The sequence below is a fragment of the Kitasatospora sp. NPDC048662 genome (assembly GCF_055587065.1).
Genome location: NZ_JBVJHA010000015.1, coordinates 25334 through 43854 on the forward strand (window position 1 = coordinate 25334; position 18521 = coordinate 43854).

9 protein-coding genes are annotated in these 18521 nt (G+C 70.7%); 4 read left to right on the forward strand and 5 right to left on the reverse strand.

All coding sequences use genetic code 11. The features are described from left to right. Nucleotides 1–77 precede the first annotated feature (77 nt). Both ACZ6R9_RS29480 and ACZ6R9_RS29485 read right to left on the reverse strand, forming a co-directional pair. Nucleotides 78–1433, reverse strand: a complete 1356-nt coding sequence (locus ACZ6R9_RS29480; protein ID WP_380481201.1) for an MFS transporter — start codon at nt 1431–1433, stop codon at nt 78–80. Nucleotides 1434–1498: 65 nt separating this feature from the next. Continuing rightward, nucleotides 1499–2272: a 3-hydroxybutyrate dehydrogenase gene (locus ACZ6R9_RS29485; protein ID WP_380481198.1), complete on the reverse strand. Its 774-nt coding sequence runs from the start codon at nt 2270–2272 to the stop codon at nt 1499–1501. A 298-nt stretch (nt 2273–2570) separates the two neighbouring features. On the opposite strand from ACZ6R9_RS29485, the gene ACZ6R9_RS29490 reads away from it, so the two are divergent. Continuing rightward, on the forward strand, nt 2571–4175 hold the full coding sequence (locus tag ACZ6R9_RS29490) for a regulator (protein WP_380481196.1): 1605 nt from the start codon (nt 2571–2573) through the stop codon (nt 4173–4175). Between the two features lie 69 nt (nt 4176–4244). Here ACZ6R9_RS29490 and ACZ6R9_RS29495 read toward each other — a convergent pair whose 3' ends face one another. Beyond that, the gene (locus ACZ6R9_RS29495; RefSeq protein ID WP_465541518.1) at nt 4245–7880 is read right to left on the reverse strand and encodes a hypothetical protein; all 3636 of its coding nucleotides are present in this window, start codon (nt 7878–7880) and stop codon (nt 4245–4247) included. Nucleotides 7881–8469: 589 nt separating this feature from the next. Here ACZ6R9_RS29495 and ACZ6R9_RS29500 point away from each other — a divergent pair. Both ACZ6R9_RS29500 and ACZ6R9_RS29505 read left to right on the forward strand, forming a co-directional pair. Further along, nucleotides 8470–14742 (forward strand): RHS repeat domain-containing protein, encoded by a 6273-nt coding sequence (locus tag ACZ6R9_RS29500; RefSeq protein ID WP_465541520.1) that lies wholly within the window; start codon nt 8470–8472, stop codon nt 14740–14742. A 185-nt stretch (nt 14743–14927) separates the two neighbouring features. Beyond that, nucleotides 14928–15251, forward strand: a complete 324-nt coding sequence (locus ACZ6R9_RS29505) for a hypothetical protein (RefSeq protein WP_465541522.1) — start codon at nt 14928–14930, stop codon at nt 15249–15251. A 55-nt stretch (nt 15252–15306) separates the two neighbouring features. Here ACZ6R9_RS29505 and ACZ6R9_RS29510 read toward each other — a convergent pair whose 3' ends face one another. Both ACZ6R9_RS29510 and ACZ6R9_RS29515 read right to left on the reverse strand, forming a co-directional pair. Next, nucleotides 15307–16620, reverse strand: a complete 1314-nt coding sequence (locus ACZ6R9_RS29510; RefSeq protein WP_465541524.1) for an FAD-dependent oxidoreductase — start codon at nt 16618–16620, stop codon at nt 15307–15309. Nucleotides 16621–16935: 315 nt separating this feature from the next. Continuing rightward, complete coding sequence (locus ACZ6R9_RS29515) at nt 16936–17865, reverse strand: TIGR01777 family oxidoreductase (protein ID WP_380481183.1); 930 nt, start codon at nt 17863–17865, stop codon at nt 16936–16938. A gap of 94 nt (nt 17866–17959) precedes the next feature. Between ACZ6R9_RS29515 and ACZ6R9_RS29520 the strand changes: the two genes are divergently transcribed. Then, nucleotides 17960–18463, forward strand: coding sequence for a GNAT family N-acetyltransferase (locus tag ACZ6R9_RS29520; RefSeq protein ID WP_465541526.1), 504 nt, complete (start codon nt 17960–17962; stop codon nt 18461–18463). The last annotated feature ends 58 nt before the right edge of the window (nt 18464–18521 follow it).

Genomic DNA, 18521 nt, shown 5'->3' on the forward strand with positions numbered 1-18521 from the left:
GGACAGGCCCCGGACGGGCCGGGGCCGCGCCGCCGGGCGGGTGCCCGGTGACGCGGCCCTGATTTTGTCGGAAGTGCTCAGGCCGTCGTGGCGGCCTTCACGGAGTCCACCCGAGCGTCGTCCCCTTCGGCGAGGTCGGTGCCGCGGGTCTCCCGGCCGCACAGCACCGCGAGGACGGTGATCGCGGCGGCGATCGCCACGTACACGGCGATCGGGGTGGCGCTGTCGTAGTCCTTGAGCAGCGCGGTGGCGATCAGCGGGGCGGGGGCGCCGGCCGCGACGGAGGAGAACTGGGCGCCGATGGACGCGCCGGAGTAGCGGGTGCGGGTGGCGAACAGTTCGGCGAAGAACGCGGCCTGCGGGGCGTACATCATGCTGTGGAAGAACAGGCCGACGGTGATGGCGGTGACCAGCGCGGTGAAGTTCTTCGTGTCGACCATGCCGAAGAACACGAAGGCCCAGATGCCGACGCCGACCGCGCCGACCAGGTAGACCGGCTTGCGGCCGACCCGGTCGGAGAGCGCCCCGAACAGCGGGATCAGCGCGAACTGGATCGCCGAGCCGATCAGTACGGCGTTCAGCGCGGTCTGCTTGGGCAGGTGGGTGTGGCCGACGGCGTACGCCAGGACGAAGGTGGTCATCACGTAGTACGAGATGTTCTCCGCCATCCGGGCGCCCATCGCCACCAGCACGTCCCGCCAGTGGTCGCGCAGCACCGCCACCAGCGGCGGCTTCTGCTTCTCGGCCCGCTGCTCGGCGGCCGCCAGCGCCGCCTTGAACAGCGGCGACTCGTCCACCGCCAGCCGGATCCACAGACCCACCATCACCAGCACCGCGGACAGCAGGAACGGCACCCGCCAGCCCCAGGCCAGGAACGCCGCGTCCGACTGGACGGCCGTCATCAGCGACAGCACTCCGGCCGCCAGCAGGTTGCCCGCCGGCGCGCCGCCCTGCGGCCAGGACGCCCAGAAGCCGCGCCGCCGCTGGTCGCCGTGCTCGGAGACCAGCAGCACCGCCCCGCCCCACTCGCCGCCCAGCGCGAAGCCCTGCACCAGCCGCAGCACCGTCAACAGCACCGGCGCCGCCACGCCGATCTGGTTGTACGTCGGCAGGCAGCCGATCAGGGTGGTCGCGCCGCCCATCAGCAGCAGGGACAGCACCAGCAGCTTCTTGCGGCCGATCCGGTCGCCGAAGTGCCCGAACACCAGCGCGCCCAGCGGCCGGGCGGCGAATCCGATCGCGTAGGTGAGGAAGGACAGCAGAGTGCCCGTCAGCGGATCCGACTTCGGGAAGAACACGTGCCCGAAGACCAGCGCCGCCGCCGATCCGTACAAGAAGTAGTCGTACCACTCGATCGTGGTGCCGATCAGCGAGGCGGCGACCACCCGGGGCAGGGAGGCGGGTCTCGCGACGTCGGGAGAGGCAGCCATCATGGATTCCCTTGCAGAGGTGGGGGTGAGGGAGTGTCAGGGACCCTATCGGCCCGCTGCGGCCGGACTCAGTGCGCGGTCCAGCCGCCGTCCACCGGCAGGCTCGCGCCGGTGATGTAGGAGGCGCTCGGCGAGCACAGCCACACCGCCAGCTGCGCCACCTCCTCCGGTTCGATCAGCCGCTTCACGGCGGTGCGGTCGAGCATGATCTGCTCCACCACCTCGTCCTCGTGGATGCCGTGCGCCAGGGCCTGCGCGGCGATCTGCTTCTCCACCAGCGCGGTGCGCACGTACGCCGGGTTGATGCAGTTGCTGGTCACCCCGTACGGGGCGCCCTCCAGCGCGACCGTCTTGCTCAGACCCTCCAGCGCGTGCTTGGCCGTCACGTACGCCGACTTGAAGGCGCTGGCGCGCAGGCCGTGCACCGAGGAGACGTTGATCACCCGGCCCCACCCGCGCTCGTACATGTGCGGCAGGGTGCGGCGCAGGATCCGGAACGGGGCTTCCACCATGACCCGCTGGATCAGCGTGAACCGCTCCATCGGGAACTCGTGCACCGGCGCGACGTGCTGCAGGCCGGCGTTGTTGACCACGATGTCCGCGTCGGTGGGCAGCGCCTCCACCGCGTCCGGGTCGGACAGGTCGGTCACGTGCGCGACCCCGCCGATCCGCTCCGCCAGCTCCTCGGCGGGCGCGGCGGCCAGGTCGACGACGTACACGCGCGCGCCGGCCGCGGCGAACGCCTCCGCACAGGCCCTGCCGATGCCGGAAGCGGCGCCGGTGACCAGCGCGGTGCGGCCGAGCAGCGAGGGCTGGGGGAGGGGGGCAGAAGTGGTGTCCATGGCCGAGAACGGTAGGAATCCGCGGCCCCCACAACGATGTGGGCGAACACCACAGCATCCCCGTCCTGCATGGTGCTGTCCGCCATGCCGTCCGAACGCGGGCAACGGCCCTCGAACTCAAACACGCGGCACCCGGGCTTCCTCAGAACGGGCGGGCCTGGTTCACCCGTTCGGAGGATCGACGGGCTGAATCCACCCATAGCGCCCCAATGCTCGCTACATTCGCGCCGATTCCCGATCAGGGGGCGCTGTCCCGGGCAGGAGGGGCCGGAACGGCGCCTGAGAGGTGTGGACTGCTATGCCCCAACGGCCCGTAATCGACAGCCCGGCGTACCGATCGCTCGACCCGCTCGACCCGCGCCAAACCGGAGCGGCCGAGACCCCTCCGCGCGCCGCCGAGCCGGCCGACGCACCGTCCGGCGGGCGCGCTCAGAACCCCCAACTCGCGGCACTCATCGAGGAGTCCGGCTTCTCGCACGCCGGCCTCGCCCGCCGGGTCGACCAGCTCGGCCTGGAGCACGGCCTCGACCTGCGGTATGACAAGACCTCCGTGACGCGCTGGCTGCGCGGCCAGCAGCCGCGCGGTGCCACCCCGGCGCTGATCGCCGAGGTCTTCACCCGACGCCTCGGCCGCCGCCTCACCGCCCAGGACGTCGGCCTGGACGCCTGCGCCCCGGTCTACGCGGGGCTGGAGTTCGCCGAGACCCCGCAGGAGGCCGTCGACATCGTCGCCTCCATGTGGCGCAAGGACAACGGCCCCTACGCCGAACTGCGAAAGATCGCCTTCACCCCCGCCGGACTGGTCGTCCCCAGCCGCGACTGGCTGATCGGCCGCACCGACGAACGCGTCGCCCGGGACGGCACCACCCTCAGCGCCGAGGAACTGCGCACACCCCCGCCGGGCGCCACCGCCCGCGTCCCCCAGCAGGGCGCCCGCCGCCCCACCGGCGGCACCCTCGAACCCACCGCGGACCCCAGGGAGGCCCGGCCCCCGGTCCGGGTCGGCCGCGGCGACATCGCCGCCATCCGCGCCGTCGGAGACCTCTTCCGGGCCCTCGACCACGCCTACGGCGGCGGCCACGCCCGGCAGGCGCTGGTCCGCTACCTGGAGAGCGAGGCCGAGCCGATGCTCCGCGGCCGCTACGGCGAACAGATCGGCCGCGCCCTGTTCGGCGCCGTCGCCGACCTGACCAGGCTGGCCGGCTGGACGTCCTTCGACATCGCCGCGCACGGCCTCGCCCAGCGCTACTTCGTGCAGGCGCTGCGGCTCTCCCAGGCGGCCGGGGACCGGATCCTCGGCGGCTACGTCCTCACCACCATGAGCCAGCAGGCCGTCCACCTCGGGCACGCCCGGGAGGCCATCCAGCTCGCCCGGGTCGCCCAGCAGGGCGTCGGCACCACCGCCGCACCCGTCGTCCAGGCCCTGATGCACGCCGCCGAGGCCCGCGGCCACGCCCTGGCCGGCGACGTGCGGGCCTGCACCACCGCCCTGGTCCGCTGCGAACGGGCCCTGGCCACCGCCCGCAGCGGCGACGAAGTCCCGTCCTGGGCCCGCTACTTCGACGACGCCCAGCTCGCCGACGAGTTCGCCCACTGCTACCGCGACCTCCAGCAGTGGCGCCCCGCCGCCCAGCACGCCGAGAAGTCCCTGCGCCTGCGCGCCCCCGCGTACGCCCGCAGCCGCATCCTCTGCCGCCTCGTCCTCGCCTCCGCCCGTCTCGGCATGGGAGACGTCGACGAGTCCTGCTCCATGGCCACCGACAGTCTCCGCGCAGCCGGCGAGATGCGCTCCGCCCGCACCGTCGAATACCTCCGCGACTTCCACCGCCGCCTGGCCCCGTACCGCACCACGCCCGCGGCGCGCGCCTTCGAGGAGGCCACCCGGCAGGCGGGGGTGATCTGACCCGGCATGCCACGGGCCGCCGCTCCCGCGAGGTGCGGAGGCGGCGGCCCGGATTCGGCGTTCGAGGGGTCAGAGTGCGGTCGGGTTGTACGTGTTGGAGCTCCAGATCGCTGTGCCGGCGGTGTTGTAGACGACGAAGTTGCAGTCGCTCTGGACCTTGGCGTAGGCGCCGTTGTTGCCGCTGGTCTGGGAGGAGTTGAGGGTGGTGCCGTTGGCGTCCGTGATCACCAGGTTGCCGTCGGCCTGCATGGTGGCGGTGGCGCCGGGGTGACCGGCGGTGCCGGTGTTCCAGATCGGCTTGCCGTCGAACAGGTAGTAGAGCACCAGGTTGCCGTCGGTCTGCATGGTCAGCCGGATTCGGCCGGAGGCCACCGAGGCGCCCGGCTTGAGCGTGGTGCCGGGGGTCAGTACGGCCTCACTGGCGGAGCGCAGTGCGCCGGTGACGGTGGCGGGCAGCGGCCCGTTGGAGGCGCTTTCGAACAGTTGCCGGTCGACCGCGGAGGTCTGGGCCAGCCGCGGCGGGGTGGTGAAGCCGCTCGCGTTGCCGGTGTAGAACAGCGTGCAGCCGGTGGGGCAGGTGGTGGACTTGTCCGCGCCGGCCGTGTCGCGGTAGGTGACGGCGGCCGAGTCGGCGGGGGTGCCGGCCCAGAACGCGGTCGCCTGGGTCGCGTTCGGGGTGAAGCGCCGGTAGGTGTAGCCCTCGCCCGGGTCCTCGACGCCGTTGTCGTTGGCGTCCTTGAAGGCGGCCACGGTCGTCACGGTGCCGGCGGTGTTCCCGGCGACCGCGAACTGGGGGCGCTGCTGGAGGTCGCCGGTGCCCCACCGCTGGGGTGCGGCCAGGCCGTACGTGCCGGCGGTGACCTGTCCGGGGAACAGCCACACGGTGCCGTCGCGGTTGTCCTTGGCGAGGATGTCCGGGGTGCCGTCGCCGGTGAGGTCGCCGGGGGCGCCGGCGGTGTACATGTTCCACGGGACGCCGGCGCTGATCACGCGGCCGCCTGCCAGGTCGAGCGGCGCCGTGTGGTTGGGTGTGCGGCCGTCGGCCAGGACCTTGCCGCTGTAGAGCCACAGCTTGCCGTCCTCGGTCACCAGCAGGTCGTTGCCGGGTTTCCCGTCGATGTTGCCGGGGGCGAGGATCTGGGTGGCGGCCGACCAGTCGGCCTTGGTCGGGTGGACGAGCTGGAACTTGGCCTCGTACCGCAGGTGTCCTGCGCCGTCGCCGCCGTAGATGAACATCCTGCCGCTGCTCTCGCGCGCGATCATGTCCTCGTAGCCGTCGGCGCCGGCAGTGAGGGAGGCGGCGCCGATGAAGTCGCCGCGGTGGGTGATCAGGGCGCCGGCCAGGTTGTTGACGCCGAAGGTGCGGGTGCCGAAGCCGCCCGCGCCGTTGCCGGGGTAGATCCACAGGTCGCCGTTGGCGTACACGGTGGCCAGGTCGGCGTAGCCGTCGCCGTCCATGTCGCCGGGCACGTCGTGCTCGGCCTCGGTGAGGACGTTCCAGTCACCGGTGGTTCCGGCCTCCCGGACGAACTCGGGCGGGGCGGTCTTGATGGTCCAGTTGGCGCCGCCGCCGGGGTTGTCGGTGCCGTCCACGGTGCTGCGGTTGCCGGCCTTGTCGTACGCGGCGACGTGCAGTTCGTTGCTGGGCCACTGGGTCTGCAGCACGGTGATGGTCGCGGTTCCGCTCGGGGCGTCCACCCAGGTTCCCTGCTGGCAGCGGGTGTTGGAGGTGCTCAGCGGGCGGTTCAGGATCCAGCAGAAGCCGGCGAAGTTGGCGTCCGAGGAGGTGAGGGTGAGGGTCCGCGGCTTGCGGGCGGTCAGCGGGGTGGAGAGCGGGACGCCGTCGGCCGGGGTGACGATGGGGGCGGTCGGTGCGGTGCGGTCGACCTTGAACGCGCAGTACGGGTCGCCGGGCACGTAGCCGGACTGGGTGATGCCGTCGCGGGCGGCGATTCCCCAGCGGTAGAGGGTGTTCTCCTCGAACTCGGAGGTGGGCCAGCTGCGGGAGGACCAGCTGCCGTTGCCGACCGTCTCGTCCTGGTCGTGGTACCAGGACCAGCCTTCCTTCCAGACCCGGTAGTAGGCGTTGGTGCTGGTGCCGTCGGGGTCGGAGACGCGCGCGGTGAGGGTGAGGTCGTTGTTGCCGATGACGGCCGGCTTCGCGGGGTCGCGCTCGCACGCCACGGGCTTGTTCCCCGCGCCGCCCGGGCTCCAGGTGCCTTCGAAGGCGCCGTACTCGTTGACCACGGGGGTGCGGTTGTAGGTGATCTCGAGGTGCGGGTTGTTCCTGAACCGCTTGTAGCTGGAGGTGCTGCCTTCCTTGCCGCTTTCCGCGGCGAGGCTGAGGGTGAGCGAGGAGGCGTTCCAGTCGGCCATCTGCTGGACGGCGGCCTTCAGTCCGTCGGAGACGAAGTCGTGGCCGAGGTCGTCGGGGCAGTAGTCCGGGTTGCCGCCCGCGAAGCTGTCGGCGGCGACCTTGTTGATCCGGGGGAGCGGGTTGTTCCAGGTCGGATCGTGGTCCCAGCCGCCGACCACCCACAGTTCGGTGTTGCCGGCGTCCGACGCGCTGCAGCCCCACGAGTGGGTCTCGACGGTCTGGAGTGTGGCGGTGAGGATCTGGGCGCCGCCGAGCCCGTTGGTGTCGATGGTGAAGAAGCTCTGGTGCTTGGAGTCGCCCGAGTAGCCGACCCGGAACTCGTCGGTCGGGTTGTTCGACGTCCAGCCGCTGCCGGACACGAACGCGCTGTTCGGGTACGAGGACGCGGTGAACGACCACTTCTGCCGGGAACCTCCGGTGAACACCGGGTCGATCACCAGCGGGAACTGTGCGTCGGCCGCGGTGAGCAGGCCGCGGTCGGGGGTGAGCCGGATCTCGCCCTGGCCGAGCTTCACGCCGAGACGGGCGGACTTCACCGGCAGCGCGGCGGGTTCCTGGCCGCCCCGCGCTGCTGCCTTGGCGGGTTCGGTGCTCGTCGGGGTGTCCCACATGGTGGGTGCCGGGGCCTGGAAGACGGTGCTGCCGTCCTTGGCCTTCGCCTTGATGCCGCCGTCCTCGGCGCTCTCCAGTGACAGGCCGTCGGTCTCGGTGAGGAGCCTGAGTTCGGCCAGCGCGGGATTGGCCGCGGCCTGGCGGGTCTTGACGATCAGGTGCTCGGCGAAGCCGTCGACATTCGCGAGGACCTTCAGGTCCACGCCCGGCAGCACCTCCGGGTACAGGGCGGTGTTCCCGGACAGCGTCGGGGCCGGCAGGGCGGTGGGCCAGCCGACCGACATGGTGTGACCGTCACGGGTCATGGTGGCCAGCGGAGTTGTGCCGCCGCCGGAGAAGGTGATCGGGAAGGTCGGGGCAACGGGTGCGACCCTTCCGTCGCCGGCCCGCGCCAGCGTGGCGTCCGGAGTGCGCCAGGTTCCCCCCACCTTGGCCCGGACGGGCTCGACGTGGCTGCGGCGGGTGAAGGTCCCGTCCGGGTTCGCGAGTGTCTCGGTGAACTCGTCGAGCAGCTCGGTGACTTCGACCGTTTTGCCGGTCTTCTTCGCCTCCGCGGACGCCCGGGCCTCCGGCGACGGGGCGGGAGCGGCGGTCGCGGTCCCGGTGTCGGCGGCGGCGATGCCGGTGGCGATCAGCGGCGTGGTCAGTAGCGCGCTGGTGGTGAGGATCGCGAGGAGACGGTGCCGTCTCGACTCGCGTCCAGGTGCAGTGCTCATGTGAAGGACCCCCCTCGATCCGTGTCGGCCATGCCGGGGGATGGTAGCGAGACCGGAAGGGCGGAACCAGGCCTCACTGGGCGTCAACAACGTTTACGGCATTTGTTGTTCGCTCAAAATGGTGGGGCGTTCGCTGGCGAAACGTCAGTAAACGGACTCGGTAAAGTGTGCGCTACCTCACACCTCCCTTGCCGGTGAGGGAGCTCCGGGTGGAGGATCTCGCAGGAATTTGCGTGGATGGGGGTTCAGGTTCGGGGGAGCGTGGGTCAAATCTGCATCAAGTGTAGGGAAAACCTGCATTTCGTTCTCGTCCTCGCGTCGGCGGGGCGAGGAAGCCGACGTGGACGAACGGCCCTTTCCCGTCCAGGCAGATGGAGCCGGCGGCTCCACTCGCACGGGGATCGATCGGGGCAGGGCGAGTGGGGAGCGGCGTGTGAGCCGCAGGACGGCCCGGCGTGAATTCAACGGCAATCGGACGCGCGGGAATCTCCGGTGATCGCGCGATGAGGGGTGGGACCAGGTGCGAGACAGAAGGTCAAGATCAGATATGGCGGGGGAGTTGTCACGAAGGCGGACCACTGTCGCCGGCGTGACCGCGACCGCACTGGTGGTGGGCCTGCTTTCGGCTCCGGTGGCGGCTGCGGCGGGCCTGCCCGGATTCGAGGTGCGGCCCGTTCAGCAGCCGACCTCGGTGAACGGCCAGGACCTGGGCGTCCAGCCCAAATCCGGTGCATCGCCGAGTTCGGCGAACTGGAAGCCCGGTGAGGTGAGCTGGCCGAAGGGGGCGACCGCCCGGGTCGACCTCGCGAATGCCGGTAAGTCGTCCCGGCAGGCCGAGGGCACCCCGGTCAAGGTCGCGGCAGCTTCCGACCACGGAGCGCCGAACGCGGTGTCCGTCCAGGTGGCGGACCATTCGGCCGCTCAACGGGTCGGAGTGGAAGGCCTGTTGCTGGGCATCCGGCGCGACGACGCGTCCACTTCGGCAGCCCCGGTCACCGTCTCGGTGGACTACGGGCAGTTCAAGGGTGCCTTCTCCGCAGATGCCGCCTCGCGCCTGACGCTGGTCAGCCTGCCGGCCTGCGCGCTGACGACGCCGGAGAAAGCGGAGTGCCGTACCCGCACCGCCCTGCCGACGGTGAACGACCCGGTGGCGGGGACGCTGACCGCGAAGGTCGAGGCGGCCGCGGCGCCTTCGGGGCAGGCCGGGTTCGCGCCCACCGTGCTGGCGACGACCGCCGACACGGCGGCGTCCGGCCCGATGGGCGACTACAAGGCCACCTCGCTGGCGACCACCGGCTCCTGGTCGCAGACCGGCAACACCGGTGGCTTCAACTGGAGTTACCCGATCAGCGTCCCGGCCGTCCCGGGCGGCTTCGCACCCAATGTCGGGCTGGGCTACAGCTCGGCGAGCACCGACGGCCGGACGGCCTCGACGAACAACCAGGTGTCCTGGATCGGCGAGGGCTGGGACTACAACCCCGGTTTCATCGAACGCAGCTACACCGGCTGCGCCAACGACCAGTACCAGGGCAACAACTCCACGAAGACCGGCGACCTGTGCTGGAAGTCCGACAACGCGACCATGTCGCTGAACGGCACCTCCACGCCGCTGGTCAAGGTCGACGACCGGACGTGGCGCCCCGCGGCCGACGACGGCTCGCGGATCGAACGGATCCGTGGCGAGGCGATCGGCAACGGTGACGACGACAACGAGTACTGGAAGGTCACCGACACCTCCGGCAACCAGTGGTGGTTCGGCCGCAACAAGCTGCCGATCCCGGTGGAATCCAACGAGGACACCAACTCCGCCTGGACGGTGCCGGTCTACGGCAACCACGCCGGCGAGCCCGGCAACGCCGGCGCCTTCGCCGACTCCGTGAAGACCCAGGCGTGGCGCTGGAACCTCGACTACGCCGTCGATGTGCGCGGCAACGCCATGGCGTTCTACTACGACCGCGAGAACAACGCCTACGCGCAGAACCGCAAGACCGACTCCGGCGCGGTCTCCTATGTCCGCGGCGGTTACCTGAAGCGGATCGACTACGGGCTGCGCGGCGACCTCGGCGCGCCGTCCAAGCCGTCCGCGCAGGTCACCTTCACGGTCGCCGAACGCTGCCTGACCACCTGCACCACCTTCGACAAGGCGCACGCCACCGACTGGCCGGACGTGCCCATCGACCAGGACTGCGCGGCCAACTCCGCCTGCGCCAACACTTCCCCGACGTTCTGGTCCCGCAAGCGGCTCACGACGATCAACACCTTCTCGCGCCTCGGCGGAACGCTCACCGCAGTGGACCAGTGGTCCCTGGCCCACAGCCTGCCGCCGACCGGCGACTCCTCCACCCCGTCGCTCTGGCTCACCTCGATCGACCGGACCTTCCAGGCCGGCGCGCTGGACGACGTCAAGCTTCCCCAGCCGATGAAGTTCACCGGCGAGCCCTTCGACAGCCGCGTGGACGGCGCCGAAGGCCGCCCGCCGATGCACAAGTACCGCCTGACCAAGATCACCAACGAGACCGGCGGCGACACCCTGATCGCCTACCGGCCGAAGGAGTGCGTCTACGGCTCGACCCCCGCCCCGGAGTCGAACGACAAGGCCTGCTTCCCGTCCTACTGGACCCCCGAGGGCCAGGCCCAGGTCCTCGACTGGTTCCACAAGTACCTGGTCGAGTCGGTCACCGAGGACGACACCACGGCCGGCTCGGGCTCCGAGTCCAATGTGACCTCCTACGAGTACCTCGGCGGCGCCGCCTGGCACCGCGACGACTCGGAGTTCACACTCGACACCAACCGCACCTACGGCCAGTTCCGCGGCTACGCGAAGGTCCGCACCCGGGTCGGCTCGGTCAACAAGACGCTGAGCGAGACCGAGTACTTCCGGGGCATGGACGGCGATGTCCTTCCGGGTGGCGGCAAGCGGTCGGTCAGCGTCAACGGCATGGCCGACCTCAACGGCTACGCGGGCCGGGTGGCGAAGGTCTCCACCTTTGACCAGGACAACGGCACCGTCGCTACCGAGACGGCCAGCACGCCCTGGCAGGGCAGTGCCCGGACCACCGCCACCCCGAAGAGCCTGTCGGGCAAGGACGGTCAGGCCGGCGTAGACCTCCCCGCCATCGAGGCCCGGTTCTCGGGCACGTCGAGCGAGCAGACCCGCACCTTGATTTCCGGATCCACCTGGCGGATGACGAAGCTGACCCGCACCTACGACACGGCGTTCGGCCGGGTGACCGAGGTGAGCGACGAGGGGGACACCGCCGTCACCGGCGACGAAGCCTGCACCCGCACCGAGTACACCGCAACCGACTCCGTCAACTGGCTGAACAACTACCCGTCCTCGGTGACCACCCATTCGACGGCCTGCTCGACCTCGGCCTCCCCATCGACGGCGGTCGGCGCGACCCGAACCTCCTACGACAACCAAGCCGTGGGCGTGGCCCCGGTCCTCGGACGCGGATACGTCACCAAGACCGAACAACTGGAGCGCTACAACGGCTCGACCGAGGTGTGGAACACCACGCTGAAGGCCGCGTCCTTCGACCGCTACGGCCGTTCGACCTCCGTCACCGGCGAGGACAACCAGACCACGACCACCGGCTACACCCCCGCCGACGGAGAACAGCCCACCACGGTCAAGGTCACCGATCCGGCGAGCCGGATCACGACGACCACCTACGACGGTCTGCGCGGCCTGACACTCTCCACCACCGATCCGGGGGGTCGGGCCAAGAGCAACTCCTACGACGCCGCAGGACGGTTGATCGCGACCTGGGCCCCCGGACGGGCAACCGACCGACCGGCCAGCGCGACGTTCGCCTACGCGATCTCGGCGACCGTCCCTACGGCCGTCACCACGAAGGTGCTGTTGGAGGGCGGTTCCTACGGGGCGAGCATCGAGATCCTGGACTCGTTTCTGCGGTCACGCCAGACTCAGATCGAGTCGCCGAAGACCGGCCGGACGATCGCGGACACCTTCTACGACAGCCATGGCCGCGCCTGGAAGACCAACGCCCCGTACTGGAACAAGCTGGCAGCCACCACCACGATGTACTCCGTGGCGGACAACCAGGTTCCGTCGCAGACCGTGACGGAGTTCGACGGTCGCTCCCGGCCGACGGCGTCGGTCCTCAAGTCGCTGAACGAGGAGAAGTGGCGGACCACCACCGCGTACGGCGGTGACTGGACTTCAGTCGTGCCGCCCGCCGGCGGGACCGCCACGCTCTCCCGAACCGACGCACTTGGCCGTACCGTCGAGCTGCGCAAGTACAAGGACAGCAACCCGGCCATCGGCGCGGCGAGCAGCCAGTTCGAGTCGCTCGGCTACACCTTCGACGCCGCAGGCCGCCTGGCGAAGGTCACCGACGCGACCGGGAAGAACAACTGGATCTACGGCTACGACCTCCGCGGCCGTAAGACTCGCACGGTGGACCCGGACAAGGGCACCACGGACTTGAGCTACGGCGCGGATGGCTTCCTCGCTACGACGACTACTGCGGTCGGAACGACCGAACAGGCGGTCGTCGGCTACACCTACGACGCCATGGGCCGGAAGAAGACACTCCGTTCCGGTTCTGTCTCAGGGCCGATCCTGGTCGAGTGGACGTACGACACGGCGCAGAACGGTGTCGGACTCCCCGCGGCGAGTACCCGCTACCGGACGGTCGGGGGTGCGACGTACGCGTACACCAGCACCGTCACGGGTTACGACGCTTCGGGCAAGCCGACCGGACAGACCTACACGGTGCCAAGTGTGCCGAACGAGGAGAAGCTCGCGGGCGATTACACCCTTGGCTACACCTACACCCCTAACGTCGGGCTGCCGAAGACCATCGAGTACTCGACCACCAACAAGGACGCGGAGTCGGCACTACCGGCCGAGATGCTGACCAACGGATACGACAAGTACGGGCAGCTGGGCTCGATCTCGAGCTCCCTGGGCATCAGTTACCTGGGCGGCGCGCAGTACTCGGAGTTCGGGCAGACCCTGCAGGCGCAGCTCGGCACGATCGGCGGCAGGGTCGTTCGGACACTGACCTACGACGAGCCGACCCGTCGCCTGACGACCGTGAAGGACGACCGCGAGGCCGCCGGCCCACAGATCCTGACCAGTGCGGCGTACACCTACAATCCGGCGGGAGACATCACCCGGATCCAGGACCTGCAGAACGACAACGCCGTCAACGACACGCAGTGCTTCAAGACCGACTGGTCCAGGCGCCTGACCGAGGCATGGACCTCCGGCGACAGCTGTGCCACCAGCCCGGACAGCGCCGGCGGGCCGAACCTGGGCACAATCGACCCGTACTGGCTGAGCTGGACCTTTGACGCGGCGGGCAACCGGTCCAAGGAAACCCGGCACAAGGGTGGCTCGATCACCGCCGACACCGTCCAGAGCTACACCTACCCCGCCCCCGGCACCGCCCGTCCTCACGCGGTCACCCAGGTGTCCACCACCGGCGGTGCCACCGGCACTGCGGCCTACGGGTACGACAGCAATGGCAACCTCAAGTCGAAGACCGTAAATGGGACCGTCCAGCAGAGCCTGACCTGGGACCAGGAAGGCAGGCTGGCCACCTCGACCCCGGGGCCGACGGCGGGCTCCACCACCAGTTCGGACGTCTACGACGCCGACGGTACCCGGGTACTCCGACGTGATCCGGGCACGGCAACGCTGTATCTGCCGGGCGGCCAGGAGTTGGCGCTCAACATCGCCGGCAAGACGCTGAAGGGTACCCGCTACTACACGGTCCCTCAGGCGACCGCAGTCCGTACCAGCGGCGACGGCCAGGTCCGGTACTTGTTGGCCGACCAGCACGGGACCAACAATCTTTCGATCAACGCTTCCACCATGGCCTTCAACCGCCAGAAGTCCTTGCCGTACGGCGGGCTTCGCGGCGCTGCCCCGGCAGCCTGGCCTGGCGAACGCGGCTTCGTCGGAGGCACCGTTGACACCGCGACCGGCTATACCCACCTGGGCGCCCGCGAGTACGACCCGGGGACCGGACGGTTCATCAGCCCGGACCCGCTGATAGATCTCACCGACCCGACGCAGATGGGCGGTTATGGCTACAGCAACCACAACCCGGTCTCGTCCAGCGACCCGACCGGTTTGATGAACATGGCGCTCATCGACGGTGGAGAGTACACCCCGAGCGGGCAGGAATGTGACGCTGCCTGCCAGGCCGCTGCCAAGGTTCCGCACCCGGGCAACTGGGTGGGCAGTGCGCCGAGCGAGGAACAGAAACAGCGTGACATGTCGCGCGCACGCCGCAACAAGGGCCTTCAACTGGAGGAGGAGTACGCGGCCCGGTCACCCTACCCGCGCTACATCGGGGACCATCCTGCTCTCTACTACGTGCCCGATGCCGAATGGCTTGATCATTTCGAGTGGGAGAGGCCCAAGGACAAGAAGTCAGCGAGTCCCGCCGAGCAGGAAGTGTGCGTCCTCAGCGGCTTCGACGGGGGCTGTGGCCAGGCGGCGGAAATAGCGGACTGGGCCTATGAAATGCAGCAACAGGAGTATCCCGGCGAGCCTGATTCGAACGACAAGGTCAACTCGTTCCGTCATGCCCTGTGGCAAGCACGCCTGACCTACGAGCTGGGCGAACGGCTCGCGGTCGAGTGGGCCGATGCCCATGAAGCCTATGGGCCGCCGTCCGACCTCCGCGAGTACAGCTACCGCGATCACCTGACCGATCTGGTCAACAACGAACGCGGGAGGCTGATCGGCAGGGAGGCCATCGAACTTCGAGGCGGCGTGAGCAACGAAAAGGCCTTGGACTACATCATGCAGCAGGCCAGGGACTATATTGCGAGCGGGAACTACGCGAGGCGGGACGACTTCCTGCCGGATGCCAAGTAAGCGGTAGATCGAATGTGGTGCGGCGGCCTGCATGGCGCCGCCGCACCACGACACGAAGGGGGCCCTCCGGTATGGCGGTGCGAGTGGTCAGAGGTTCCAAACTGTGGATTCCGTACCTTGCTGCGCTCGGGGTCGCCACGGCTGTTGTGCTCTGGACCCAGGCTGCCAGTGACGCCGTTTCAGAGATGCCGCAGGACCTCCTCGGACGCTGGTCCGTAGGGGAGGAGACGATGGAACTGCGCGCCGACGGGAGCCTGGGGGACGTTCGGATCCTGCCCTCGTTGTGCGGCGGCGGATCTTCGCCCGCGGGGAGTTCGCAGAGCTTCAGCGGGAGCTGGAAGGACGAGGGTGTGGTCGACTACGAGCGGGTCGTCAGCATCACCTTCAACGACTTCTACGGTCCGGGGAAGCCCTGCCAGGTGCCGTTCGGTCAGATGACGGACGAGGCGGGGACGAAGCTGGTGCCCCCGGTCGCCGATGCGCGACAGCGAGGATTTCGACGTCAGTAGACTCCGGTAGGCCGGCCCCGTTCGAGCGTGGCCGGCCTGTCGGCGGTCGTGGGGACTAGGCGGCCACCTCCGCCACGTCGGGCTCGACGCGCACCCCCAGGTCCTTCAGGAGCGCCGTCGCGGCCCGCCGGCCCGAGGCGATGGCGCCGGTCAGGGTGCCGGTGTCGCGGTGGTCGCCGCAGACGTACAGGCCGGCCAGGAGGCGGACGGAGCGGCGGAAGTGGTGCGGGGGCGGCATCGAGACCACCGCGTCCGGGACGTGGCGGACCGTCAGGAACTCCCAGGCGGCGGTGGAGGTGCCGTACAGCTCGGACAGGCGGCGGCGGACGACGGGTTCGTCGCCGGCCGGGCCGCCGGAGTCGAAGGCGCGGCGGCCGAGCACGGTGGTGGCGATCAGGGCCCGGCCGTCGGGCGCGTAGGACGGGTCGGCGTCGCTGAGCACCAGGGAGTACGAGATGCCGGTGCGTTCGGCGTCCAGCAGCAGCACGGGTTCGCCCAGCGGCGAGCGGTTGGCGGCGTGGTAGTAGGTGGTGACGGGGTGGAACCCGGGCTGCCGGAGGCCGGGGAGCAGGGTGGTGGCGGTGGCCGCGTCGGTGGCGACGATCACCGCGCGGGCCCGGATCGGGCCGTGCGCGGCGGTCTCCACGCCGTCCGTGCCGACCGAGGTGACGTCCACGCCCGGGCGCAGTGTGCCGTCCGGCAGTCCGGCGGCCAGTTGGGCGGGGACGGCGCCGATGCCGGCGGCGGGGACGCACAGCCGGCCGAGGGCGTAGTCGCGCAGGACCAGGTCGGCGACCCGGCTGGAGGTGCCGAGTGCCGGGTCGGAGAGCAGTGCGGCGAGCAGCGGGCGCAGGAAGCCGTCCACGGTGCGGCCGGGCAGGCCGCGGTCGGCCAGGGCGCGGGCGGCGGTGGTCTCCTGACGGGTGAGCAGCCGGGTGGTGGGGGTGGCGGCCAGCCGGGCCAGTGTGCCGGCCAGCCGGGCCCGGTCCAGCGGGGTGCCGAGCGGGCTGCGGGTGGCGGCCTGCCGGGCGGGGGTGAGCTGCGGGTCGCCGACCCGGTAGGTGCGGCCGTTGCTGTGCACCAGGACGCCGGGGGCGAGCGGACGCAGGTCCAGCCGGTCCACGTCGAGGTGGCGGCCGAGTTCGGGGAACGCGGTGTTCAGCAGGTGGCCGCCGAGGTCGAGGCGGAAGCCGTCGAGTTCCCGGGTGGCCGTGCGGCCGCCGACGCGCTCGGTGGCCTCCAGGACCTGAACGCGCAGGCCCTGGGCGGTGAGCGCGGCGGCGGCGGTCAGCCCGGCGACGCCGGCGCCGACCACGATCGCGTCGGGGTCAGTGGCATGGACACGACTGATGAAGTCTTGTGCGGGCACGAGTGGGTGCTCCCTCCCTGGCGGAGCCCTCCGCTGCCGCCGCGCGCGGCAGGGCCCGCGAGCGAGCGGGTGGGTGCCGGGGCGGGCTGCGGGGGGCGAGGACAACATGGTCCGTCGAGGTGATGCCCCGTCATCGGGCAACCCAGACCGCCGACCGCCACCCAATCGGTTCATCTCACTGGCGGGGGAGCACGGCGGGGCGGCTCCGTCACCCACCGTGCGTCAAACGGGGCGCGCGGGGCGGGAGCGGGCGCGCACGGTCACCGTTCACGCCCCACGCGCCGTCCCCATGCACCCGTGCGCCCCCCTGTTCCGTCAGTGCCCGCGCCGTCCGAGCGCCGCCGCCACGATCGACGAAAGATCCGGGTCACGGAACTCGAACCCCGCCTCCATCAGGGCTTTCGGTACCACCCGGTGACTGCCGACCACCTCGACGGCCATCTCCCCGAGCACCGCGCGCAGGGTCCACTCCGGTACCGCGAACACCGCGGGTCGCCGCAGTTGCCGGGCCAGCTCCGTGGTCAGCTCGCCGTTGGTGACGGGCTCGGGCCCGGCGAGGTTGACCGGGCCGCTGATGTCCTGGTGGTCGATCAGGAAACGCAGCGCGGCCACCTCGTCGGCCAGCGAGATCAGGCTCCAGTACTGCTTGCCGTTGCCGAGCCGGCCGCCCAGCCCGAGTTTGAACAGCGGCAGCAGCCGGGCCCCCGCGCCGCCCTTCCGGTCGAGCACCAGCCCGGTGCGCGGGTGCACCACCCGGATCCCGGCGGCCGCGGCGGGCTGCGCGGCCCGCTCCCACTCCTGGCACACCTCGGACAGGAAGTCGCTTCCGCTGGGCGCGTGTTCGTCGATCAGTTGGTTCCCGGTCTGCCCGTACCAGCCGACCGCGGACGCGCTGACCAGCACCTTCGGCGGGGACTTCAGCCGGGCCAGCGCGGTGGCCAGTGTCTCGGTGCCGAGCACCCGGCTGTCCCGGATCTCCCGCCGGTAGGCGTCCGACCAGCGCCGGTCCCCGACACCCGCCCCGGCCAGGTGCACCACCGCGTCCACGCCCTCCAGCGCGGCGCCGTCGATCTGCATCAGGAGCGGGTTCCACCCCACCCCGACCGTCCCGTCCGGCTGCGGGCCGGTGCGCGAGCGCCGCCGCACCAGCCGCAGCACCTCGTGCCCGTCCCCGACCAAGGAGTCCACCAGCGCGGACCCGATCAACCCCGTGGAACCTGTCACCGCGATACGCATACCGGCCATCCTCGCAGCCCTTACCGCCCCGCCCGGGCAGCCGGGCCGCCCGCCCGCTCACGGGGCGACAATTCCCGGCAAGATCCACAGCGGAGCGCCTAGCATGGCCGCCATGTCATCGACCGATCCGATCATCCGACCCGCCGCAGAGCAGGACGAGCAGGCGATCCGCGCCATCGACAACGCCATCTGGTCCACGCTCAGCGAGGTCGCCCCGAAGGGCGCCGCCGACGCGCCGGTCTTCGACCAGCAGCACCGGCCCGAGCAGTACCTGCTCGCCGAACTCGACGGCCACATCGTCGGCTACATCCGCCAGCTGCAGGAGATCCCGCTGGAGTCCAGCGCCCACGTCCGGCAGATCCAGGGCCTGGCGGTGCTCCCGCAGGCCCGCGGCCGGGGCGTCGGCGACGCCCTGATCACCGCCGCCTGCGACGCCGCCCGCGCCGTCGGCGCCCGCCGGATGACCCTGCGGGTGCTCGGCCACAACGCGCCCGCCCGCCGCCTGTACGAGCGCAACGGCTTCGCGGTGCTCGGCGTGCTGCCCGAGCACTTCCTGCTGGACGGCGCCTACGTGGACGACGTCTGGATGGGCCGCGCCCTCGACTGACCACCGACCCGGTGGCGGCCCCGCACCCGGGCGGCCGCCACCCTCCCGCCCAACGGGC

Bases quoted from the DNA above. Each gene is read 5' to 3' on its own strand.
- ACZ6R9_RS29520 (WP_465541526.1), top strand. From the start codon at position 17,960: ATGGCCGCCATGTCATCGACCGATCCGATCATCCGACCCGCCGCAGAG.
- ACZ6R9_RS29480 (WP_380481201.1), bottom strand. From the start codon at position 1,433: ATGATGGCTGCCTCTCCCGACGTCGCGAGACCCGCCTCCCTGCCCCGG.
- ACZ6R9_RS29515 (WP_380481183.1), bottom strand. From the start codon at position 17,865: ATGGCCGGTATGCGTATCGCGGTGACAGGTTCCACGGGGTTGATCGGG.
- ACZ6R9_RS29485 (WP_380481198.1), bottom strand. From the start codon at position 2,272: ATGGACACCACTTCTGCCCCCCTCCCCCAGCCCTCGCTGCTCGGCCGC.
- ACZ6R9_RS29490 (WP_380481196.1), top strand. From the start codon at position 2,571: ATGCCCCAACGGCCCGTAATCGACAGCCCGGCGTACCGATCGCTCGAC.
- ACZ6R9_RS29505 (WP_465541522.1), top strand. From the start codon at position 14,928: ATGCCGCAGGACCTCCTCGGACGCTGGTCCGTAGGGGAGGAGACGATG.
- ACZ6R9_RS29495 (WP_465541518.1), bottom strand. From the start codon at position 7,880: ATGAGCACTGCACCTGGACGCGAGTCGAGACGGCACCGTCTCCTCGCG.